Annotated in this window: 12 protein-coding genes; 9 read left to right on the top strand and 3 right to left on the bottom strand. The window is 50.9% G+C overall.

The window, feature by feature from the left end; genetic code table 11:
- The first annotated feature begins 32 nt into the window (after nt 1–32).
- From ACY0JR_RS14355 to ACY0JR_RS14330, 6 genes are all read left to right on the top strand, one after another.
- On the top strand, nt 33–1907 hold the full coding sequence (locus ACY0JR_RS14355; protein WP_462634796.1) for a sodium:solute symporter family protein: 1875 nt from the start codon (nt 33–35) through the stop codon (nt 1905–1907).
- A 52-nt stretch (nt 1908–1959) separates the two neighbouring features.
- Entirely contained in the window at nt 1960–3183 is a 1224-nt protein-coding gene (locus tag ACY0JR_RS14350) for a glycoside hydrolase family 130 protein (protein WP_462634795.1), read from the top strand.
- Nucleotides 3180–4412, top strand: a complete 1233-nt coding sequence (locus ACY0JR_RS14345) for an AGE family epimerase/isomerase (protein WP_462634794.1) — start codon at nt 3180–3182, stop codon at nt 4410–4412. Before ACY0JR_RS14350 ends, ACY0JR_RS14345 begins: the two co-directional genes overlap by 4 nt.
- 269 nt (nt 4413–4681) lie before the next feature.
- Entirely contained in the window at nt 4682–5911 is a 1230-nt protein-coding gene (locus ACY0JR_RS14340) for a glycoside hydrolase family 27 protein (RefSeq protein WP_462634793.1), read from the top strand.
- A 133-nt stretch (nt 5912–6044) separates the two neighbouring features.
- A complete protein-coding gene (locus ACY0JR_RS14335; protein ID WP_462634792.1) occupies nt 6045–7445 on the top strand; it encodes a sialate O-acetylesterase in 1401 nt (466 codons plus the stop codon).
- Between the two features lie 255 nt (nt 7446–7700).
- A complete protein-coding gene (locus ACY0JR_RS14330; RefSeq protein ID WP_462634791.1) occupies nt 7701–9014 on the top strand; it encodes a glycoside hydrolase 5 family protein in 1314 nt (437 codons plus the stop codon).
- Nucleotides 9015–9097: 83 nt separating this feature from the next.
- Here ACY0JR_RS14330 and ACY0JR_RS14325 read toward each other — a convergent pair whose 3' ends face one another.
- The 3 genes from ACY0JR_RS14325 to ACY0JR_RS14315 form a co-directional block, all read right to left on the bottom strand.
- Nucleotides 9098–9574: a hypothetical protein gene (locus ACY0JR_RS14325; RefSeq protein ID WP_462634789.1), complete on the bottom strand. Its 477-nt coding sequence runs from the start codon at nt 9572–9574 to the stop codon at nt 9098–9100.
- 246 nt (nt 9575–9820) lie between these two features.
- Nucleotides 9821–10489 carry an MCP four helix bundle domain-containing protein gene (locus tag ACY0JR_RS14320; protein WP_462634788.1) on the bottom strand — a complete coding sequence of 223 codons (669 nt, stop codon included), beginning with the start codon at nt 10487–10489 and terminating at the stop codon, nt 9821–9823.
- 240 nt (nt 10490–10729) lie between these two features.
- Entirely contained in the window at nt 10730–11473 is a 744-nt protein-coding gene (locus ACY0JR_RS14315) for an SDR family oxidoreductase (protein WP_462634787.1), read from the bottom strand.
- Between the two features lie 1239 nt (nt 11474–12712).
- On the opposite strand from ACY0JR_RS14315, the gene ACY0JR_RS14310 reads away from it, so the two are divergent.
- From ACY0JR_RS14310 to ACY0JR_RS14300, 3 genes are read left to right on the top strand one after another with little or no spacing between them, the layout of a single operon-like run.
- Nucleotides 12713–16609, top strand: coding sequence for a glycine-rich protein (locus ACY0JR_RS14310; protein ID WP_462634786.1), 3897 nt, complete (start codon nt 12713–12715; stop codon nt 16607–16609).
- A gap of 5 nt (nt 16610–16614) precedes the next feature.
- On the top strand, nt 16615–17607 hold the full coding sequence (locus tag ACY0JR_RS14305; protein WP_462634785.1) for a PorP/SprF family type IX secretion system membrane protein: 993 nt from the start codon (nt 16615–16617) through the stop codon (nt 17605–17607).
- Nucleotides 17608–17627: 20 nt separating this feature from the next.
- Entirely contained in the window at nt 17628–18785 is a 1158-nt protein-coding gene (locus ACY0JR_RS14300) for an OmpA family protein (protein ID WP_462634784.1), read from the top strand.
- The last annotated feature ends 287 nt before the right edge of the window (nt 18786–19072 follow it).

The following is a 19072-nucleotide window of genomic DNA, read 5'->3' as shown; positions in this document are numbered from 1 at the left end:
TCATTACATCCAACTAACATCAAACACACCTCATGAAGTTAACAGCACTTGACGTCGGCATCATCCTCCTTTACCTGGTTTCGGTAGCGGCCATCGGGTTGATTTTGCAGAAGAGAGCCAAGGCCAATAAAGAAGCTTATCTGCTGGGTGGCAACACGCTGCCCTGGTACGCGCTAGGCCTTTCCAACGCCTCGGGCATGTTTGACATCTCAGGCACCATGTGGATGGTGATGCTGGGCTTTGTCTACGGCCTCAAAAGCATCTGGATTCCGTGGCTGTGGCCGTCCTTCAACCAAATCTTCCTGATGATGTTCCTGGCCGCCTGGCTGCGCCGCTCCAATGTGACGACTGGGGCCGAGTGGATGCTCACCCGCTTCGGGCGCGGCAAAGACTCAAACAAATCACACGCCATTGTGGTGGTATTTGCCTTGCTCAGCTGCATGGGCTTCCTGGCGTATGGTTTCATTGGCTTGGGTAAGTTCGTGGAGATTTTTGTGCCGTGGTCTGTAGTGCAGCCGTACCTGCCATTCACCATCCCGGCGGAGTACGTGCCTCATTTCTACGGTATGCTCTTCACCTTCTTCGCGGTATTTTACTCTATTCTGGGCGGTATGGCCAGCATTGTGTGGGCCGATGTGCTGCAATATTTAATCATGACCGCCGCGGCGGTGGCCATCGCGGTTCTGGCCATGAACAACCTGGAGGTTGCCCAACTAAACGTACCGGAAGGCTGGAGAACGCCCTTCTTTGGTGCTACGCTGGATGACCTGAACTGGACCGGCATTATTGACGAGGTGAATGCTAAGATTCAGGCAGATGGTTACTCTTTGTTTGGCATCTTCTTCATGTTGATGGTTTTCAAAGGCGTGTTAGCCAGTTTAGCCGGACCTACGCCTAGCTATGACATGCAGAAAGTGCTTTCGGCTAAGTCTCCGCAGGATGCTGCAAAAATGAGCGGTTTCGTGTCGGTGGTGTTGATTCCTACGCGCTACTTGATGATCATCGGGTTCACCGTATTGGCCATCCTAAATTACGACCAACTTAACCTGGAATCTGCGAAGGGGATTGACTTTGAGCGCATACTGCCCGCCGCTATCCAGAACTTTGCTCCGAGCGGTTTGATGGGCCTAATCTTGGCTGGTTTGTTGGCAGCCTTCATTGGAACCTTCGCGGGCACGCTGAACGCGGCGCAGGCGTATCTGGTGAATGACGTTTACCTGCGATATGTGAACCCAAAAGCCAGCAACACAACCGTAAACAGCATCAACTATCTCACAGGTGTTGTCGTGGTGTTGGTGAGTATGGTGCTGGGCTTGTTCGCCAAAGACGTGAATAGCCTGCTGCAGTGGATCGTGGCCGGTCTGTACGGAGGCTACATCTCGGCCAACGTGCTCAAGTGGTACTGGTGGCGCTTCAACGGCAGCGGTTTCTTCTGGGGCATGCTGGCAGGTATTATCCCAGCCTTGGTTTTCCCTTACTTCACCGAAGGCCTGGATCTGTACTACTTCCCGTATCTGTTGCTTATCTCTTTGGTGGGTAGCATTGTGGGTACCTACCTGGCTCCGCCTACCGACATGGAGACCCTGAAAAGCTTCTACCGCAACGTGCGTCCGTGGGGCTTCTGGGAACCGGTAGCCGAGCAGGTGAAAGCCGAAGACCCATCCTTTGTGGGAAACAAGAATTTCTGGCTAGACGTGTTCAACGTGCTCATTGGTGTGGTTGGCCAGATGGCGCTCACCCTTTTGCCTATCTATCTTGTCTTAAGCATGTTCACCGAACTCATGGTGGTACTGGGTGTCATTCTGGTAGTGGGGGTTATCCTCAAGAAAACCTGGTGGGACCGGCTGGACCATGACGGCGACAGCGTGGCCTCTTCTCTAAAAAGAAAATTAGTTTCTCATACATAAGTAATCCGCGGCCCAACGCTCGCCGCACGTTCAACCCTTTACCATTACCATCATGGAAAATATCTTCCAGAAAAGACAGCAAGAACTTGAGCAGTTTCATTCTGCCCTAATCACCAGAAAGAACGAGAAGCAGCCCCTTGGCAACGGCATCTATGACAAATATAAATTCCCGGTTTTAACTAACCAGCACGCCCCCATCGCTTGGCGCTACGACCTGAACCCGGAAACCAACCCGTACTTCATGGAGCGCATCGGCGTGAACGCGGCCTTTAATGCTGGCGCCATTAAGCTGAACGGTAAATACCTGCTGGTGGTGCGGGTGGAGGGAAATGACCGCAAATCGTTCTTCGCGGTAGCGGAGAGCCCGAACGGCATTGACAACTTCCAGTTCTGGGAGCGGCCTATCACCCTTCCAGAGACGGAAGACCCAGACATCAACGTGTATGACATGCGCGTGATACAGCACGAAGACGGCTGGATTTACGGCCTGTTCTGTACCGAGCGCAAAGACCCAACTGCCCCCGAAGGCGACCAATCTTCAGCCAACGCCCAATGCGGCATCGCCCGTACCCACGACCTGAAAACCTGGGAAAGATTGCCAGACCTGAAGACCACCTCCCCGCAGCAGCGCAATGTGGTTCTGCACCCCGAGTTTATCAATGGCAAATACGCCCTGTACACCCGTCCGCAGGATAGCTTTATTGAGGCGGGAAGCCGCGGCGGCATTGGTTGGGGTTTAACAGATTCCATGGAGAACGCCGTGGTAGCCGAGGAACTCATTGTAGACCCTAAGGCCTACCACACAGTATACGAGGTAAAGAACGGCCAGGGCCCCGCCCCTATCAAAACCGAGAAAGGCTGGCTGCACATGGCGCACGGCGTACGGAACACTGCCGCCGGCCTGCGCTACGTGCTCTACTTATTCTTGACCGACCTGCAAGACCCGTCCAAGGTGATCGCCAAGCCCGGCGGGTACTTCATTGCCCCTGAAGGCGAAGAGCGGGTTGGGGACGTTTCTAACGTAGTGTTCGCCAACGGCTGGATTTTGGACGAGGACGGCACCGTGTTCATCTACTACGCTTCCTCAGACACCAGAATGCATGTGGCCACTTCCACTGTGAACCAGCTTCTGGATTACGTGTTGAACACCCCGGCCGACGGGCTCCGTTCCGCCGCCTCCGTGGAGCAGATCAATCTGCTGATAGACAAAAATCAGGCGTACATCCAAAGCAAAAAGCAGGCAGTAGCCCCTGAGTTAAACAGCGTTCCTTCATGATTTCCGCTTCCAATACGGCTTTGGCACCCCAGCTTTCGGTCTACCAGCAGGAGATGGAAACCGAACTGGAAAGAATATTGGCTTTCTGGATGGAGCGCACCCTTGACCACCGGAACGGCGGTTTCGTGGGGCAGATGGACAACACCGGAACCGTCAACCCCGAGGCTCCCAAAGGCAGCATCTTGAATGCCCGCATCCTCTGGACGTTCTCCGCGGCGTACCGGCACACCAGAAAAGAAGAATACCTGACCATTGCCACCAGAGCCTTCCATTACTTAACCAACTCCTTCCTGGATACCGCTCACGGCGGTATTTACTGGATGGTGGACGCCAAGGGCCAGCCCCTGAACACGCGCAAGCAGATTTACGCGTTGGCGTTCACCATCTACGGCATGAGCGAGTATTACCTGGCTACCCAAAACCCCAAAGCGTTAGAGGTAAGCCAGGAGCTTTTCAGGTGGATTGAGAAAAACAGCTTCGATCCGGAGCACGGTGGCTATCTGGAGGCTTTCAGCCAGACGGGCAAACTGCTGGAGGACCTGCGCCTGAGCGAAAAAGACCGCAACGACCCCAAGACCATGAATACGCACCTGCATATTCTGGAAGCCTACGCCAACCTGTACCGCGCCTGGCCAGACCAGCAGCTGGCAAATCAGCTTAGAGGTTTAATTGAGGTGTTTCTGCAAAAGATAGTAGATACTTCCACCGGCCACATGAAGCTATTCTTCTCCCGTGACTGGACTTCTTCGGCCAACCTGGTTTCCTATGGCCATGACATTGAGGCCTCCTGGCTGTTGCAGGAAGCCGCCGAGGTGCTGGGTGACCAGGCACTTTTATCCGAAGTAAAGGAAGTGGCCCTCACCATGGCAAACGCTACCGCGGAAGCCCTGCTCCCAGACGGCAGCCTGTACCATGAGCTCAACTTGGACGAGAACCACTATGACAAACACCGCGAGTGGTGGGTGAGCGCCGAGGCGATGGTGGGCTTCTTCAACGCCTATGAGCTGACCGGCTCCCAGGACTTTCTGCAACGGTCTCTGAACTCCTGGAAATTCGCCCAAACCTACTTCCTGGATTTGACCGGCGGCGAATGGCACTGGGGCGTGAACGATGACTACACGCTTATGTCAAAGGAAGACAAAGTAGGTTTCTGGAAATGCCCTTACCACAATGCAAGGGCCTGCCTGGAAATTATTCACAGATGCAAGAAAGAACTAAGCCATAGCTAAACTGCTTCGGCAAGGTTTACAGCTTGTTTTTCGCAAAAGAACTCAGAAACGCCATCTGTTTTCTCGCTGAAGCAAACCATACATTTTGTCATCCTGAAAGTATCTTTTGGGCGAACTAGAAAGTCTCTTTTGAACCGCCATTATCGTTCGCAACCAAGATCCTTTCAGGATGACAAAGAAATAGGGCATCGTTCTTCTTGTCCTTGTGCTTACAACTAAACAAAACATCAGATTCCCTTACTTCCCCTGACCTAACTCATCAAACAAACATGAAAAAACTATTGCTCTCTTTAGCAGCCCTCACCCTCTCCTTTACGGCCTTAAGCCAGGGAAACAACTACACGCAGAACTACAAGAAGTTTGAAGGCTTAGCCATGACCCCGCCCATGGGCTGGAACAGCTGGAACAAATTCGCCTGTAACGTAGACGAGAGACTCATCAGGGAAACCGCCGATGCCATGGTGAGTTCGGGCATGAAAGCCGCCGGCTACGAGTACATCAACATTGATGACTGCTGGCACGGCGACCGCGACAGCCTGGGCTTCATCCACGCTGATCCTAAACGTTTCCCATCGGGCATGAAAGCCCTGGCAGATTACGTGCATTCCAAAGGCTTGAAGCTGGGGATCTATTCTGATGCCGGTTCCCAGACCTGCGGCGGCCGCCCCGGTAGCCGCGGGTATGAGTTTCAGGATGCGCAGATGTACGCCCAATGGGGCATCGATTATCTGAAATATGACTGGTGCAACACCGAAGGCCTGAAAGCCGAAGGTGCCTACAAAACCATCACTGCTGCGTTACGCAAAGCGGGACGCCCCATGGTGCTCAGCATCTGCGAATGGGGCACCGACAAGCCCTGGGATTGGGGTCCGGCTGTTGGTCACCTGTGGCGAACTACCGGCGACATCTACAACTGCTTTGACTGCGTGGAAGACCACGGCACCTGGAAATCTTTTGGCGTGATGCAGATTCTCGACAAGCAGGACGGTTTGCGTCAGTACGCCGGTCCGGGCCACTGGAATGACCCAGATATGCTGGAAGTTGGCAACGGCATGGCGGTGAATGAAGATCGTGCTCACTTCACTATGTGGAGTATGATTGCTGCCCCACTCATCGCTGGAAACGACTTACGCAAGATGAGCAAAGAAACCATAGCTATCCTCACTGATAAGGAAGTAGTGGCCATCAACCAGGACAAACTGGGCGTACAGGGTTTGAGATATACAGTCAAAGACAGCCTGGAAACCTGGGTAAAACCGCTGGACGGCGGTAAGTGGGCCGTGGCTTTTCTCAATCGGGCCAAGAACCCGCAGAAGGTAGATTTTGACTGGAAGAAGAATGTCATCACCGATGACGTAGCCAAAAGAGAACTGGACGGCGGTAAAACCACCTACAAAATCCGGAATGTGTGGACGAAGAAAAATCAGGGAACAACCAAAAAAGACTTTGAAACGACTGTACCGGCCCATGACGTGGTTTTGTTAGTGCTATCCGAATAGTTAATCTTACTCCGTTTAAGGCCTGTTTTGCAGAAAACAGGCCTTAGATGCATTTACAGCAGGAGCTAACGCTAACCACCGTTTTTTCAAAGCTTCTGCTTACCTTAAGAAAACACGCAATAGCTTAGGCAAGATGAAATTGAAATCACTAGGAAAACTCTTTTTAGGCATGCTCCTCACCGGTGCCACAACCTCGGCGGGAGCCGTTTCTTTGCCTGCCATCATCGGGAACCACATGGTTTTGCAGCGTAACGCTGAAGTGACCATCTGGGGGTGGGGCAATACCGGCGAGGAAGTCACGGTAACCGGAAGTTGGGACAACAAACCCGTCAAAACCAAGGTGAACAATCTGGCTAAGTGGGAAGTAAAGCTTCAAACCTCTGCAGCTGGAAGTCCACAAACGGTAACGGTGAAAGGCTACAACACCATCGTGCTGGAAGATGTGCTGTTGGGCGAAGTCTGGTTATGCTCGGGTCAATCTAACATGGACTGGAACGCCAACGCCGGCATTGACAACGCCGAGCAACACGTCAAAGAAGCCAATTACCCGTCCATCCGCTTTTTCCAAGTGGGCAAGCGCTCCGCCGATGCCCCGCAAGTAGACCTACAAGGCCAATGGGTGGTTTGTACACCGGAAACCATGAAACACTTCAGCTCGGTAGGTTATTTCTTCGGAAGGGAGATTCACCAGAACCTGAAGGTACCCGTAGGATTGATCAATAGCAGCTGGGGCGGCACGCCCATTGAGATTTGGTTTAGCGCCCCAGCCATTGCTGCCAACCCAGTTTTAGCCGAATCTGCCGCGAAACGCAAAGAGGTAGAATACGGCCCGGTACAGCCAGCCAAAGCCTACAACGCCATGATTGCGCCGCTCATCCCCTTCCGCCTGGCCGGAGCCCTTTGGTACCAAGGCGAATCTAACGTAGATGCCCCAGACGTTTACGCTCAGATGCTACCCGCTCTCATTCAAGACTGGCGCACCGCTTGGAAAAATGAATTCCCGTTCTACTACGTGCAGATTGCGCCTTACAAATACGGTGGGGCCGAAGAATGGCCGCGCTTAGCCGAAGCCCAAGTGAAAACCCTCAGCGTTCCCAATACCGGCATGGCCGTAATCAGTGACGTGGGCAACGTAGAGGACATCCACCCCAGAAACAAGCTGGACGTGGGCAAGCGCCTGGCTGCCCTGGCTATGAACAAAACATATGGCAAACACGAGGTGCCTTTCTCTGGTCCCATTTACCGCGAGATGAAGAAAGAAGGAAACAAGATCCGCCTGTATTTTGACCACGCTGACCAAGGCTTGGTGATGAAAGGCAAGGAACTTACCCAGTTTGAGATTGCCGGAGAAGACCAGAAGTTTATGCCCGCTACCGCTAAAATAGACGGCAAAACCGTGGTAGTAAGCGCCAAAAGCGTGAAGAACCCGGTAGCCGTACGCATGGGCTGGAGCAACACCGCCAACCCGAATCTTTTCAACAAGGCAGGCCTTCCCGCCTCCAGCTTCAGAACTGATACGTGGCCTCGGAAATAACGAGCTTGTAGTTTGTTTTTCAGCTGCTTTTTGGAAAATGGCTGTAAAAAGGACTTCAGAATAATCTTTAAGATCCCTTCTCTCCCCACCCCTCTTTGTCATCCTGAAAGAACCTTGTGGGCGTACTAGAATTCCTTTCTTTTTCCGCCACTGCCGTTCGCCACAAGGTCCTTTCAGGATGACAGAATGAAAGTTTGACTTTTTCTTCAGGCTAGGTTCGCCCCTATAGATGAGCCTTATTTAATTGAAAAGTAAATGAAAAGAATAGTTCTCCTACTCGCATTCCTATGCGCGGCTTTAACTCAGGTTCACGCCCAGGAGTCCGCCGACTTTGTGAAGACCGACGGCCACCTATTCACCCTCAGCGGCAAGCCTTACTATTACGTGGGTACCAATTACTGGTACGGTAGCCTGTTGGCATCTACCGGGCAAGGCGGCAACCGTGCCCGGCTCACCAAAGAACTGAATATCCTTAAAAAAGCTGGCATCACCAACCTGCGCATTTTGGCCGGCGCCGAAGGGCCCAACAACCAACCCTACCGTGTGTCGCCGGGATTGCAGATGTCGCCGGGCGTGTACAATGACACGCTGCTAGCTGGTTTGGACTTCCTGTTAGCCGAAATGGCCAAGCGTGACATGAAAGCGGTGCTTTACCTGAACAACGCCTGGGAATGGTCGGGTGGCTTCAGCCAATATGTGAACTGGAGCACCAACGTGCCTATTCCTTACGCACTGGCCAACAACAATGACTGGGCGAGTTTCATGAAGTACTCCGGGCAGTTTCACCAGTGCGGACCCTGTAAGCAGCAGTTCGCTGATCACGTGAAATTTATGCTGAGCCGCACCAATCAGTTCACAAACCGGAAGTACACCGAGGACCCAACCATCATGGCTTGGCAAATCGCGAATGAGCCGCGCGCCTTCTCCATGGCCAACGTTCCGGCGTATGATAAATGGATCAAAAACACCGCGGCGTTGATCAAGTCTCTGGACAAAAATCACCTGCTGTCTACCGGCTCCGAGGGCTCACACGGTTCTGAAGGCTCCATGGACGTGTTCAAACAAGTGCACACGGATTCCAACATTGACTACTTCACCATGCACATTTGGCCTAGAAACTGGGGCTGGCTGGACAGTAAAAACATTGCCGGTACGCTGGATTCTGCCATCGTGAAGACAAACCAATACATGGAACGCCACATCGCGTTTGCGCGGGAACAGAACAAACCTATTGTAATGGAGGAATTCGGTCTGCAGCGGGACAATAATGAGTTCAGTCCTTCGGCCAAAACCACGTTCCGGGACAGGTATTACCAAAACGCCTTTGAGCGGGTCTTGACCAGCGCGAAAGAGAAAGATGCCTTAGCGGGAGCCAATTTCTGGGCCTTCAACGGAACCGCCCGCCCTCACCCTACCCGTCACTTCTGGCAACCCGGTGACGAACTCATGGGCGACCCTCCGCAGGAAGAGCAGGGCCTGTATGGGGTGTATGACACAGACACTTCCATGCCGTTGATTGCCAAGTACACCAAGGCCGTTTCTAAGGCAGGTAAGAAAAAGAGGAGGTAAAACGCCCTTCTACCAAGCCCTCATTTGAACCAATTCTGCAATGAGAAATAAAAAAGCCCCGCTACTAGCTGGGCTTTTTTATGCTATTTCTTCAAAGGTGCACCTACCGGAATACTACAGTCATGCCCAAGTTGTCCGTGCGGAGGGTTCAGGCCCTTTGCGGTAGAGATGGGAGGCCCTGACGGCAAAACAGGTGCGGGTGGCAAAGGCGTAGCACTTGACGTAGCGGCGGCCCCTGGGGTTGAATTCAAAGGCGCACCTACCTGAATATCGCACCGGTGGCCGGGTTGGCCGTGAGGTGGGTTCAGCCCTACAGCCGTCGTTGGCTGCGTAACTGGCAGCGTTGTACTAGTTGCCGATGGTTGAGCCGTTGCCGCAGATTGTCCGGATGCGGAAGATGGGTTGACCACGGAAGGCGGAGTTGTTACGCTGGAAGAACCCACCGGCAGCGCGGTCTCCTGTGTTGGGGTCGTTTGGGTTACCGGCTTATCAGTGCTTTTAGAACACGCAGCAAAGCAAAACAAAGAAGTCGCCAACACAACTGGCATTGAATATTTCATAATTCAAGTAGTAAAGAAACGAGCCACCTTACCGGGCAGCCCATAACGTATAGCACATTTATTCTAGGAGAATTTATGAGTCAGTGGCCCTTTTGTCTGTTCAGGCAGCATCATAATGGAACTGACCTAAGTCTCAGTTGCAAGTGAATATACCAGAATAATCTGGTTTTCACCTTGCGGCAAACCGATGATTACTCTTTTGGCTTCAGAGCACTGCACTTAGAAGTAATCCGCTAGGCGGACTCCTTAGTTCAACATAGGGTTTTGCGGAAACTTGGAGAGCTTTGACTTGGAGGCGAAAACCAGCATTTGAATCAAAACCCCGATGGCGACAATCAAGACTAGTTCAAACTGGGTGAGAATGGCTGAACCGGCCATAATTTGCTTTGACTGCTCGTTCAGGCGCTTACCTTCCGCCACCTGTATATGGGACAATTGATTTAGATGAACCGCCGCCATTTTGTACTGGGTATCCATCTGGATTTTGGCTCGTTCCCGCTCCTCGCCCCCTGCTGGCTGCAGCAGAAACTGATTTTCTAGTTTTCTCAGCTCCTGCAGGTTTTGCTTGAAAGCACTAAAATACCGAGCCTCGTCTTCGGTTAACTCGGTCTTCTCGTACTCTTCCACCAGCCCCATAATGGCTGAATTATTTCCCTGCAACTGCCCCGGAAGCAGTCTGTGGTTGTCAGAGAAGAAAGAGTTGTCTACCATCATCTTCTTCTGGAACAGATGCCCCGAAAGCTGATAGATATAACTCTCCACCAGTAAACGGTCTTCATAGACAGAGGCAAAAGAAGATCCTAGTTTCGTCACGTTTTTACTGTCCATCATATTTTTGGCCAGCACCAATACCAACACTACCGCCAACAGCAACGCCGCTTTTGCTTTATGCTTCACACTATATGCCCATCTCATTTTTCAGGAAGTAAGAATTACAAAAACAGGATATGGGAAAGCACCTACTGCAAAACTCTCTTTTCTAATTCTCAAGAGATAACAAGGCTTCGCCCTGCTAGTAAGATACAAAAATTAAACGCTAAATACCAGTTCTTTACCTCTTTAATTCCTTCTTGAGCTTCCCAGGCAACCAGCAAAGAAAATCAACTGACAAATGGTTTAGGACCTGCTTTTCGGAAAACAGGTCCTAAACAGAGTTTATGACCATCGGGAGTTCATCTCCAGGAAGGCCGCATCATTCTCTTCCCTAGAAGCCTTCCTCCTGGTCTCAGAAGTCCCGAAACCTACCTCCAATTCACCGTTATCAATGCGGCTCATCACCGAATCTGCAAACTCATCTAACGGTGCCCCGAAGGTGTGCAAGCCCGTTCCGCCTAAATCTGTATTCACCGCAGGCGGCACTATCTCTACCACCTCTACACTGGTTTTAGAAAGCAGATACCGCAAAGACATGGTGAAGGAATGCAGGGCCGCTTTGGTAGCGCAATACACCGGCGCGAAAACCCCGGGCGTAAAGGCCAGTCCCGAGGTCACATTCACGATAGCCGCCGTGGGCTGCTGCCGGAAGTGCGGCGTAAACAGACTGCACAAGTGAATGGGGGCTTCCAGATTAATAGCTATTTCTTGCTGCGTCTGGCTCCAAGGTTCCTGCTCGTCTACCAGGTTCACCCGCCGTTGAATGCCGGCATTGTTCACCAGCACATTGAGCGCCGGAAACTCTTTTGTCGCCCACTCTACCAGCGCCAGCCGCTCTGCCTCTTGCGCCACGTCACAAACCCTGATTTGCAACCCAGGATGCTTCTGCTGCGCCTCTTGCAACTTATCTTCGCGCCTGCCACACACAATGACGGTGCTACCCGCCTGTAAAAATCGTTCGGCAATGGCTAGCCCAATCCCCGAGGCTCCTCCGGTTACCAATACTGTATTTCCTGCTAATTTCATTTTTCTATTTAAAGTTATAGGACCAACATGTACCTGCCTTTACTCCTTAGCCACACCCCAGGTTTTACCTGGCGCTCTGCTCGTCCAAAGCACATTGGCAAGATGGCAAAGGGGAAAATTTAAAATCATTTCCATTCTGTCAACACCTCCCACCTGCCCTGCGGAGCGTGTTTTCAGGTCATTTTTCTGAAAACAGGTTGAAAAAGCCATTCAGTAGCGAAGCCCTTTTGCTGGCAAACTTATCACCAAGCATGCAACCGAAACATCTTGGGGTTTAATAAAATAAAAGCCTCCTCTGTTAGCTAATGAGTAAACAAAGACAGTCATAAGTGACTTACTCCACATATATGCTTAAGCAGATACTACAAACCCAGCATTAAAAAATTTACATTTACCTTTTATACAACAAACACGCCTCACCTAAAATGATATTTATCATTTTCCAAAGCAAACTATTTTATTAAAGTTGATTTCACAAATACAAACAAGCTTATTAGCAAAACGAACCAAGACAACAATTTGCACTTAGCAAATCAATACTCAACTAAGACTCATGTATATAGTTTGCACTATTATAATTTAATATAGTTGTTATAGTTACTTTTAAAGTATTTTTATTATACTTTTTGTATTTATAAAATTATACATAAGATTTGCATTGTTAATAGTTCTTCTCCCCCCAAAGGAACTTTACAGTGTAAACCTCATCTTGGCAGCTTATGCTATCATTTAGCAATAATCCAAGCATTGAGTTAAATCTTAATTTAAACAAACAGATATATTCTTAAGCAACCCATTGCTTGCAACTTCATTATTTACCATTACCTACATAACCTCAACCCCAATAACGCACAGATAGCAGAAGAAACAGACCAGACAGAAGAGAACAGCCTATCAACAGATCTTAAAACAGTAATTTCAATCTAAGCACTATACCCATACTCTAACTTTACTACCCAACCCTTTATGAAAACCTTTACTATTAACTCTTCCCAAAAGAGTGAAAGTATACGGCATGCCTTTTTCAAGTCCTACTTAAGAAGGCCCATGCTTCGTCCATCAGGGCAAGTACTCAATTCTACTGGTACCTGTGATGGCATTCTCCCTACCTAATTTATGGGCAACGGACCTAAGCCTCTCTCTGAGAGATAGTCCTGCAGTAGGCATTCTGCAAGAAAAATCAGTGCCTGTAATTTCAAGAGCAAACAATCAACTCTAATAATGAAACACTCTTACGAAATGCCATCAAAACTACGGTGGCAGAAATTAGTTTTTGAAAGAGCGAAATCCAAATCGCTCTTGCGATGGATGGTTCCCATCCTTCTTTTAGGAATTTCCTTCACCAGCAAAGGACAGACAACTGAATTTACCTATACAGGGAATGTTCAGACTTATACTGTTCCTGCTGGTGTTACCCGCATAAAAGTGGAGGCTTGGGGAGCCCAAGGCGGAACGGCGGCAAATAATGCCCCAAGGTGCCCCAATATGGGTGGTTTAGGCGGTTATGCCGCCGGCGAGTTATCTGTCACGCCAGGGCAGGTCTTATCTGTTTATGTTGGGGGAAAGGGTACTGCCGGAAATAACGGCGGCTTTAACGGGGGAGGCCGCGGAGGTTCTGACGCCAATACTACCGCTACTGGCGGAGGTGCCTCTGATGTTAGAGCAGGTGCCGGAAGTTTAACTGATAGACTTATAGTAGCAGGCGGCGGCGGAGCAGCAGAATGGGCTGGTGGCTGTGGAATTGCAGGTGCTGGCGGCGGACTTACCGGTGGCACAGGGCCTGGTGACTCTCCTGCAAATAGCGGGGGAGGAGGAACGCAAACCACAGGAGGCATTGCTGGCCCGGGAGGTGGCTCACCCGGTGCTCTTGGTTTGGGTGGAAACGCAATCATTAATCACTCTGGTGCCGGCGGCGGCGGCTGGTATGGCGGCGGTTCTGGAGGAAGCAATGGGCATGGCGGCGGCGGCTCCTCTTATATAGGAGGTGTGCTAAATGGGTCCACTCAATCTGGAGTACGGAGCGGTGATGGGTCTGTAAAGATCATAGTTCTTACTTCAACCTATTACCAAGACTCTGATGGAGATGGGTACGGTAACTCTGCTGTAAGCGTAACAGGTTTAACTCCTCCAACAGGCTATGTACTGCGTGGAGGAGACTGCAATGACAATGACCCTACCATCAACCCAGGTGCAACCGATCTATGTGATGGTATTGACCGCAACTGTGACGGTGTAGTACTAACAAGACCAACCGGCGTTTTAAGCGGCGGCAATACTACGTGTGCAGGCCAAGCGACTACCCTTACTTTCACCTTAACAGGCACGGCTCCATGGAGCATTACCTATACAAATGGAACCACACCAGTTACTGTGAACGGCATACTGACCTCCCCTTACACCGTTTCAGTGAACCCAACGGCAACTACAACCTATTCCTTGACGGCTGTCTCTGATGCACGCTGTGAGGCCACTTCTTTTACTGGCTCTGCCACGGTAACTGTGAACGGAGCAGCGTCAATTACGGCACCTGAAAACATTACAGCATCAACAGAAGCAGGCAAGGCAGGCGCTACAGTTTCCTTTGAGGCAACTGCCACTGGTACACCAGCACCAACTATCACCTACACAATCAATGGTGTAACAGTTGCGTCTCCTTACTTCTTCCCTGTAGGCACCACAACTGTTACCGCAACAGCCACTAACAGCTGCAATGCCGATTCCAAGACATTTACCGTAACAGTAAATGACACCGAGAAGCCTACTATAACGGCAACCAACCTAACAGTGAATACAGATGCAGACCGGTGCGATGCATTGCTCACTATTCCAGCTTTGACACTGAATGACAACTCTGGTTCAGTCGGTTACATTGAGACCTTTGAGAACTTTACTCTGGGAAATATAAGTGGCCAGAACAACGTATGGGCAGCATGGCCCAATGGTCCTCTCTCTTCCCAGGTAAGTTCTGCCCAGGCAAACAGCGGCCAGAAGAGTCTTAAAGTAGAAGGAGGCCATAATGAAGACCAACTGTTCTTTATGGGAGACCAGACTTCGGGTATTTGGACCATAAAGTTCAAGATGTTTATTCCGGCTGGCAGCAAAGGCTACTACAACATACAACATGCAGAGGAACCTGGCTTAGAGTGGGCACAAGAAGTTCACTTCAACGCAGACGGAACCGGTGACCTATATGTGGGCAACTCCGTTCAATTCTCCTACCCTCAGAACCAGTGGTTTGAAGTTTCCCAAACAGTGAATTTAGATACCGACCAGGCAACTATATCCATCAACGGGGTAGTTGTTACAACTTGGCAGTTCTCTAACAATGAAATGGGAGAGCCAGGTATCAAAAAATTGGGAAGTATAGACTTCTATCCAATGGATGAGACAACACTATTCTACGTGGATGATCTTGCTCTTTATGGAACACCAACTGAAATGGGACAATACGTTGCCCGTACCCTGTCCAAATCGTATCCTACTGGCAAAACCACTGCTACTGTCTCAATCTCTGACCCATCAGGCAACACAGAGGCGGTTAGCTTTGATGTTACAGTAGAAGATAAACAAGCCCCGGTAGCCATTGCGAAGAACATCACCGTTCAACTGGATGCAACTGGAAATGCTACTATCACCGCAGAGCAAGTGAACAACAACTCTACCGATAACTGCGGCATCGCCACCATTGCACTTGACAAGACCAGCTTCACGTGTGCCAATGTGGGCGCCAACACAGTTACGTTAACGGTAACAGATAACAGCGGCAACACCCACACGGCCACTGCCACCGTAACGGTAGAAGACAAAGTTGCGCCGGTAGCCATCGCGAAGAACATCACCGTTCAACTAACCGCGGCAGGCACCGTGACCATCGCGGCAGCGGACATTGACAACAACTCTACGGATAACTGCGGTGTTGCAAACCTGGCTCTGTCTAAAACTAGCTTTGACTGCTCTAACGTAGGCGCCAACACGGTGACCTTGACCGTAACAGACGCACATGGAAACGCATCTACAGCCACGGCTACTGTAACCGTTGAAGACAAAATCAACCCAACTATTACTGCTCCTGCAGCGGTAACGGTAACCGTTGACCCAGGAAAAACAACGGCTTCTAATGTAACGTTGGGCACCCCGGTAACGGCAGATAATTGCTCAGTTGCTACCGCTACTAACAATGCTCCTGCTACTTTCCCAACTGGTAACACCACCGTTACCTGGACCGTGACCGATGCTTCTGGTAATACCGCTACTGCCACTCAAATTGTGACAGTGAAACCGAACGCGGTTTCTGCGGCAAGACCAGCCACGCTGGAAGTTCCTATCAGAACCACGTTCGCTAATGTAAACAAGCCTGCTACCGTAGCGGTGACCTTTACAGACGGAAACGCCGTGCAAGTGCCGGTAACCTGGCAGCAAGGAACCTACAACAGACTGGAAAGCGGAGACTACGAAATCACGGGTACGCTTACCATGCCTGCCGACCGGTCTAACGTGAACAACGTGGACGTAAAATGGACAGTGCGCGTGATGCCTAACCAGGCTCCAACCAACATCACGTTGAGCAAATCGTCCTTCCAGCCTAGCATTGGACCAGACCAAGCCATAGGAACCCTCACCACCACAGACGTGGATGATCCTATTGACAACCAACCAGAAAACCAGCACTTGTATGAATTGGTAACGGGCGCAGGCAGCACAGACAACGTGCTGTTCGAGATTGACGGAAACCAACTGTTCCTGAAATCAAACAAAGGCCTGTCTGGTAAAACGTCCTTCTCTATCAGAGTGAGAACGGTAGACCCTTACAACAACACGTTTGAGAAAACCTTCACCCTTACCAAAGAAGGCTACAACGTGGCCACGGTAGACCTGAAGATAGTGAATGCCTTCTCTCCTAACGGCGATGGCGTGAATGACACCTGGACTGTACCAGAACTGAAGTTCTACAACAACGTGGAGGTACAAGTATTTGACCGAGCTGGAGTTCGCCTTTTCCACACCACCAACCCTGAACAAGGCTGGAACGGACGCAACCAGCACGGCGATGTATTGGCAGGACCTTACCTGTACATCATCCACGTGAAAGACATCAACTATGTGAAGAAAGGTACTGTGACTATCCTTAAGAAATAACGAAAATGAAAAAGTTGACCTTATCCATTTGTTTACTGCTTTCTGCTCTGGGCGCTTCCGCCCAGAGCCGGAAACACATTGCTAACTTCTCCCTGTTCCAGCAGTACTTCAATCCGGCGCTGACCGGCTATGAGGGCTCCATGGTGAAGACCTTTTACCGCGACCAGTGGACCGGCTTTGAAGATGCCCCGCGCACCCTCTTCGCCTCCGTGGAGTTAGACCAGGCAGATATCTCGGCTTGGAGAAAAACCGATGTACTTAAAATCCGCGAAACCGATGAATACAGCCGCCAAGCCGGTGCCAAGCACGCCTGGGGTCTGTCTGTGCTGCATGATTCGTTCGGTCCGTTTGTAGAGACGCAGGTAAACCTGAGCTACGGTTCGCGCATCCGGCTTTCTGAAAGCCTCAGCCTTCGCGCGGGCGCGGCCCTAACCTATGACATCCAGCGCATGAACGGCAACAAGCTGGTCATAGACCAAGCCAATGACCAGGAGTTCGCCAATTACCTGGGCAACGAGAACCGCGTGAACAAGCTGGACGTGAACCTGGGCGTGATGCTGACTGGCGAGAACTTCTATGCCGGGTACGCGCTGCAAGATGCCACCAAAGGCGGAATCTCCTCGGGAGACGAGTTCATGGACGGCACCTACACCATCCAGCACGTGGCCCAGTTAGGTTACCGCACCGCGTTATCTGAGCAAGTAGGCCTGGTGGCTAACGGAATCTTCCGCTATGACAGCAAGCAGAAAGAAACCACTGAGGTACAAGCCAAGGCCGTGTTCCAGAACATCTTCTGGGCGGGCGGCGGCTACCGTCACAACCTGGCTTACACACTAAACGCGGGCGTTCGCCTGAATCAGTTTAGAGTTGGCTACGTGCACGAGATGCCTACCGGCGATGCCCAATACATTGGCAAAAACACAAGTGAGTTCATGGTGACCTACAACCTGTTTCCGGCCAAATACCCCAAAATGGGGAGAAAAGTAACCATGTGGTAACCAGAATTTTTCAGAAAAAAATGAAAAGAACCTTTTACACAATTGCCCTACTTCTGTCTACCGCAGCAGTTTCCCGCGCCCAATCTCCTATCAAAGAATCGCGCGAGCAGATGGCCGATGTTTTTCTGGTGGGTGAGGATTTAATGATCTATGCCGTAAAAACCGACGACGGACAGTACCTCTACTCTGAAAAACGCGGCGATCAGGCATCCTACAAGAAAGAGCCCATCCTGAACACCGGCGCGGTAAACGCCCTCATTGGCTCTAACGCCACCGGCGATGAAGTGTACGTGTATCAGAAAACCGGCCGGAAAAACGAGAAGATTGTTACCTACCGGTGGGATGGCGCTACTTTCCAGAAAACAGGCGAAAAACCATTTCCTAAACTCAAGAACCATTCTTATAACTTAGGCTCTTACCTGTCGCCAGACCAGAACACGCTTCTGATTACGGCAGATCTGCGCAAAACCAAAGGCTACGAAGACCTGTACCTGAGCAAGTGGGAAAACGGCAAATGGTCTAAACCGGCCAACCTAGGTGCGCCCCTCAACACCCGCCAGGCGGAGTTTTCGCCTTACGTGGTGAATGATTCGCTGTACTACTCGCAGAAATCTGGTGAGCAGGCGTACGTGTATTCCATGCCCCTGGACAAAGATTTCAAACCAACGGGCCAGCCCCTGAAAGTAGGAAGCAGCGTGAACAAGGAAAACGCCTTCACCTCGGCCTACAAACGGAAAGGAAACACCGAGATGTGGATCACCCGCACGCCAGACGGTCTTTCTACCGCTTACCTCACCCAGCCTGCTCCCGTGCAAGAGACACCTGCGGTAGTAGAAGCAGCGCCCGTAGTGCAAGCCGCTCCGGCACCCGCGCCAACCGAAATCACGTTAGGGTACGGCTTCAACGAGGTATTCTTGGTTCCTGACCAAACCGCGGCCTTAGACGCCTTCCTCACGCAACAACCCGACAACGCCTCGCTGTGGGTGAAAGGGTATTCTGACAGCATAGGGTCCGCCAAAGTCAAAAGCAAGGTAGCTCGCCAACGGGCCGAGTTCCTGAAAAAGTACCTTCAGCAGTACCACGGAGACCGCCAGTTCAAGGTAGAAACCGCCAGTGATGTCTTGGGCAGCGAAGGCCCGGATTTCAGAAAAGTGGAAGTGCACCTGCATTCTAAATAATAGCACACCACCCGTTCCAAAAGGGAGGCTTCTGACTAGAAGCCTCCCTTTTCTTTTTTGTGACGATCAGTTATCTCCTTCCTGCGCTGAAAAATAGAGGATGGAGCGATAGCGTTTCAGGCCCGTTTTGGCAAAACAAGGCAGAAACTACATCTTCTTCTCCCCTCTTTTATCTCTTTGTCTTTGTCTTTATCCCTTTGTCATCCTGAAAGGATCTTGTGGGCGAACTAGAATGGCTTAAAAGAAGCGCTAGTACAGTTCGCCACTAAGACTGTTTCAGGACGATA

Source organism: Rufibacter sp. JT3400010, assembly GCF_054956755.1.
This window is presented reverse-complemented; position numbering and strand designations above follow the sequence as displayed.

What these genes read in the sequence shown, in the direction of transcription:
- ACY0JR_RS14355 (WP_462634796.1), top strand. Translation starts at nt 33, where the DNA reads ATGAAGTTAACAGCACTTGACGTCGGCATCATCCTCCTTTACCTGGTT.
- ACY0JR_RS14350 (WP_462634795.1), top strand. Translation starts at nt 1,960, where the DNA reads ATGGAAAATATCTTCCAGAAAAGACAGCAAGAACTTGAGCAGTTTCAT.
- ACY0JR_RS14345 (WP_462634794.1), top strand. Translation starts at nt 3,180, where the DNA reads ATGATTTCCGCTTCCAATACGGCTTTGGCACCCCAGCTTTCGGTCTAC.
- ACY0JR_RS14340 (WP_462634793.1), top strand. Translation starts at nt 4,682, where the DNA reads ATGAAAAAACTATTGCTCTCTTTAGCAGCCCTCACCCTCTCCTTTACG.
- ACY0JR_RS14335 (WP_462634792.1), top strand. Translation starts at nt 6,045, where the DNA reads ATGAAATTGAAATCACTAGGAAAACTCTTTTTAGGCATGCTCCTCACC.
- ACY0JR_RS14330 (WP_462634791.1), top strand. Translation starts at nt 7,701, where the DNA reads ATGAAAAGAATAGTTCTCCTACTCGCATTCCTATGCGCGGCTTTAACT.
- ACY0JR_RS14325 (WP_462634789.1), bottom strand. Translation starts at nt 9,574, where the DNA reads ATGAAATATTCAATGCCAGTTGTGTTGGCGACTTCTTTGTTTTGCTTT.
- ACY0JR_RS14320 (WP_462634788.1), bottom strand. Translation starts at nt 10,489, where the DNA reads ATGAGATGGGCATATAGTGTGAAGCATAAAGCAAAAGCGGCGTTGCTG.
- ACY0JR_RS14315 (WP_462634787.1), bottom strand. Translation starts at nt 11,473, where the DNA reads ATGAAATTAGCAGGAAATACAGTATTGGTAACCGGAGGAGCCTCGGGG.
- ACY0JR_RS14310 (WP_462634786.1), top strand. Translation starts at nt 12,713, where the DNA reads ATGCCATCAAAACTACGGTGGCAGAAATTAGTTTTTGAAAGAGCGAAA.
- ACY0JR_RS14305 (WP_462634785.1), top strand. Translation starts at nt 16,615, where the DNA reads ATGAAAAAGTTGACCTTATCCATTTGTTTACTGCTTTCTGCTCTGGGC.
- ACY0JR_RS14300 (WP_462634784.1), top strand. Translation starts at nt 17,628, where the DNA reads ATGAAAAGAACCTTTTACACAATTGCCCTACTTCTGTCTACCGCAGCA.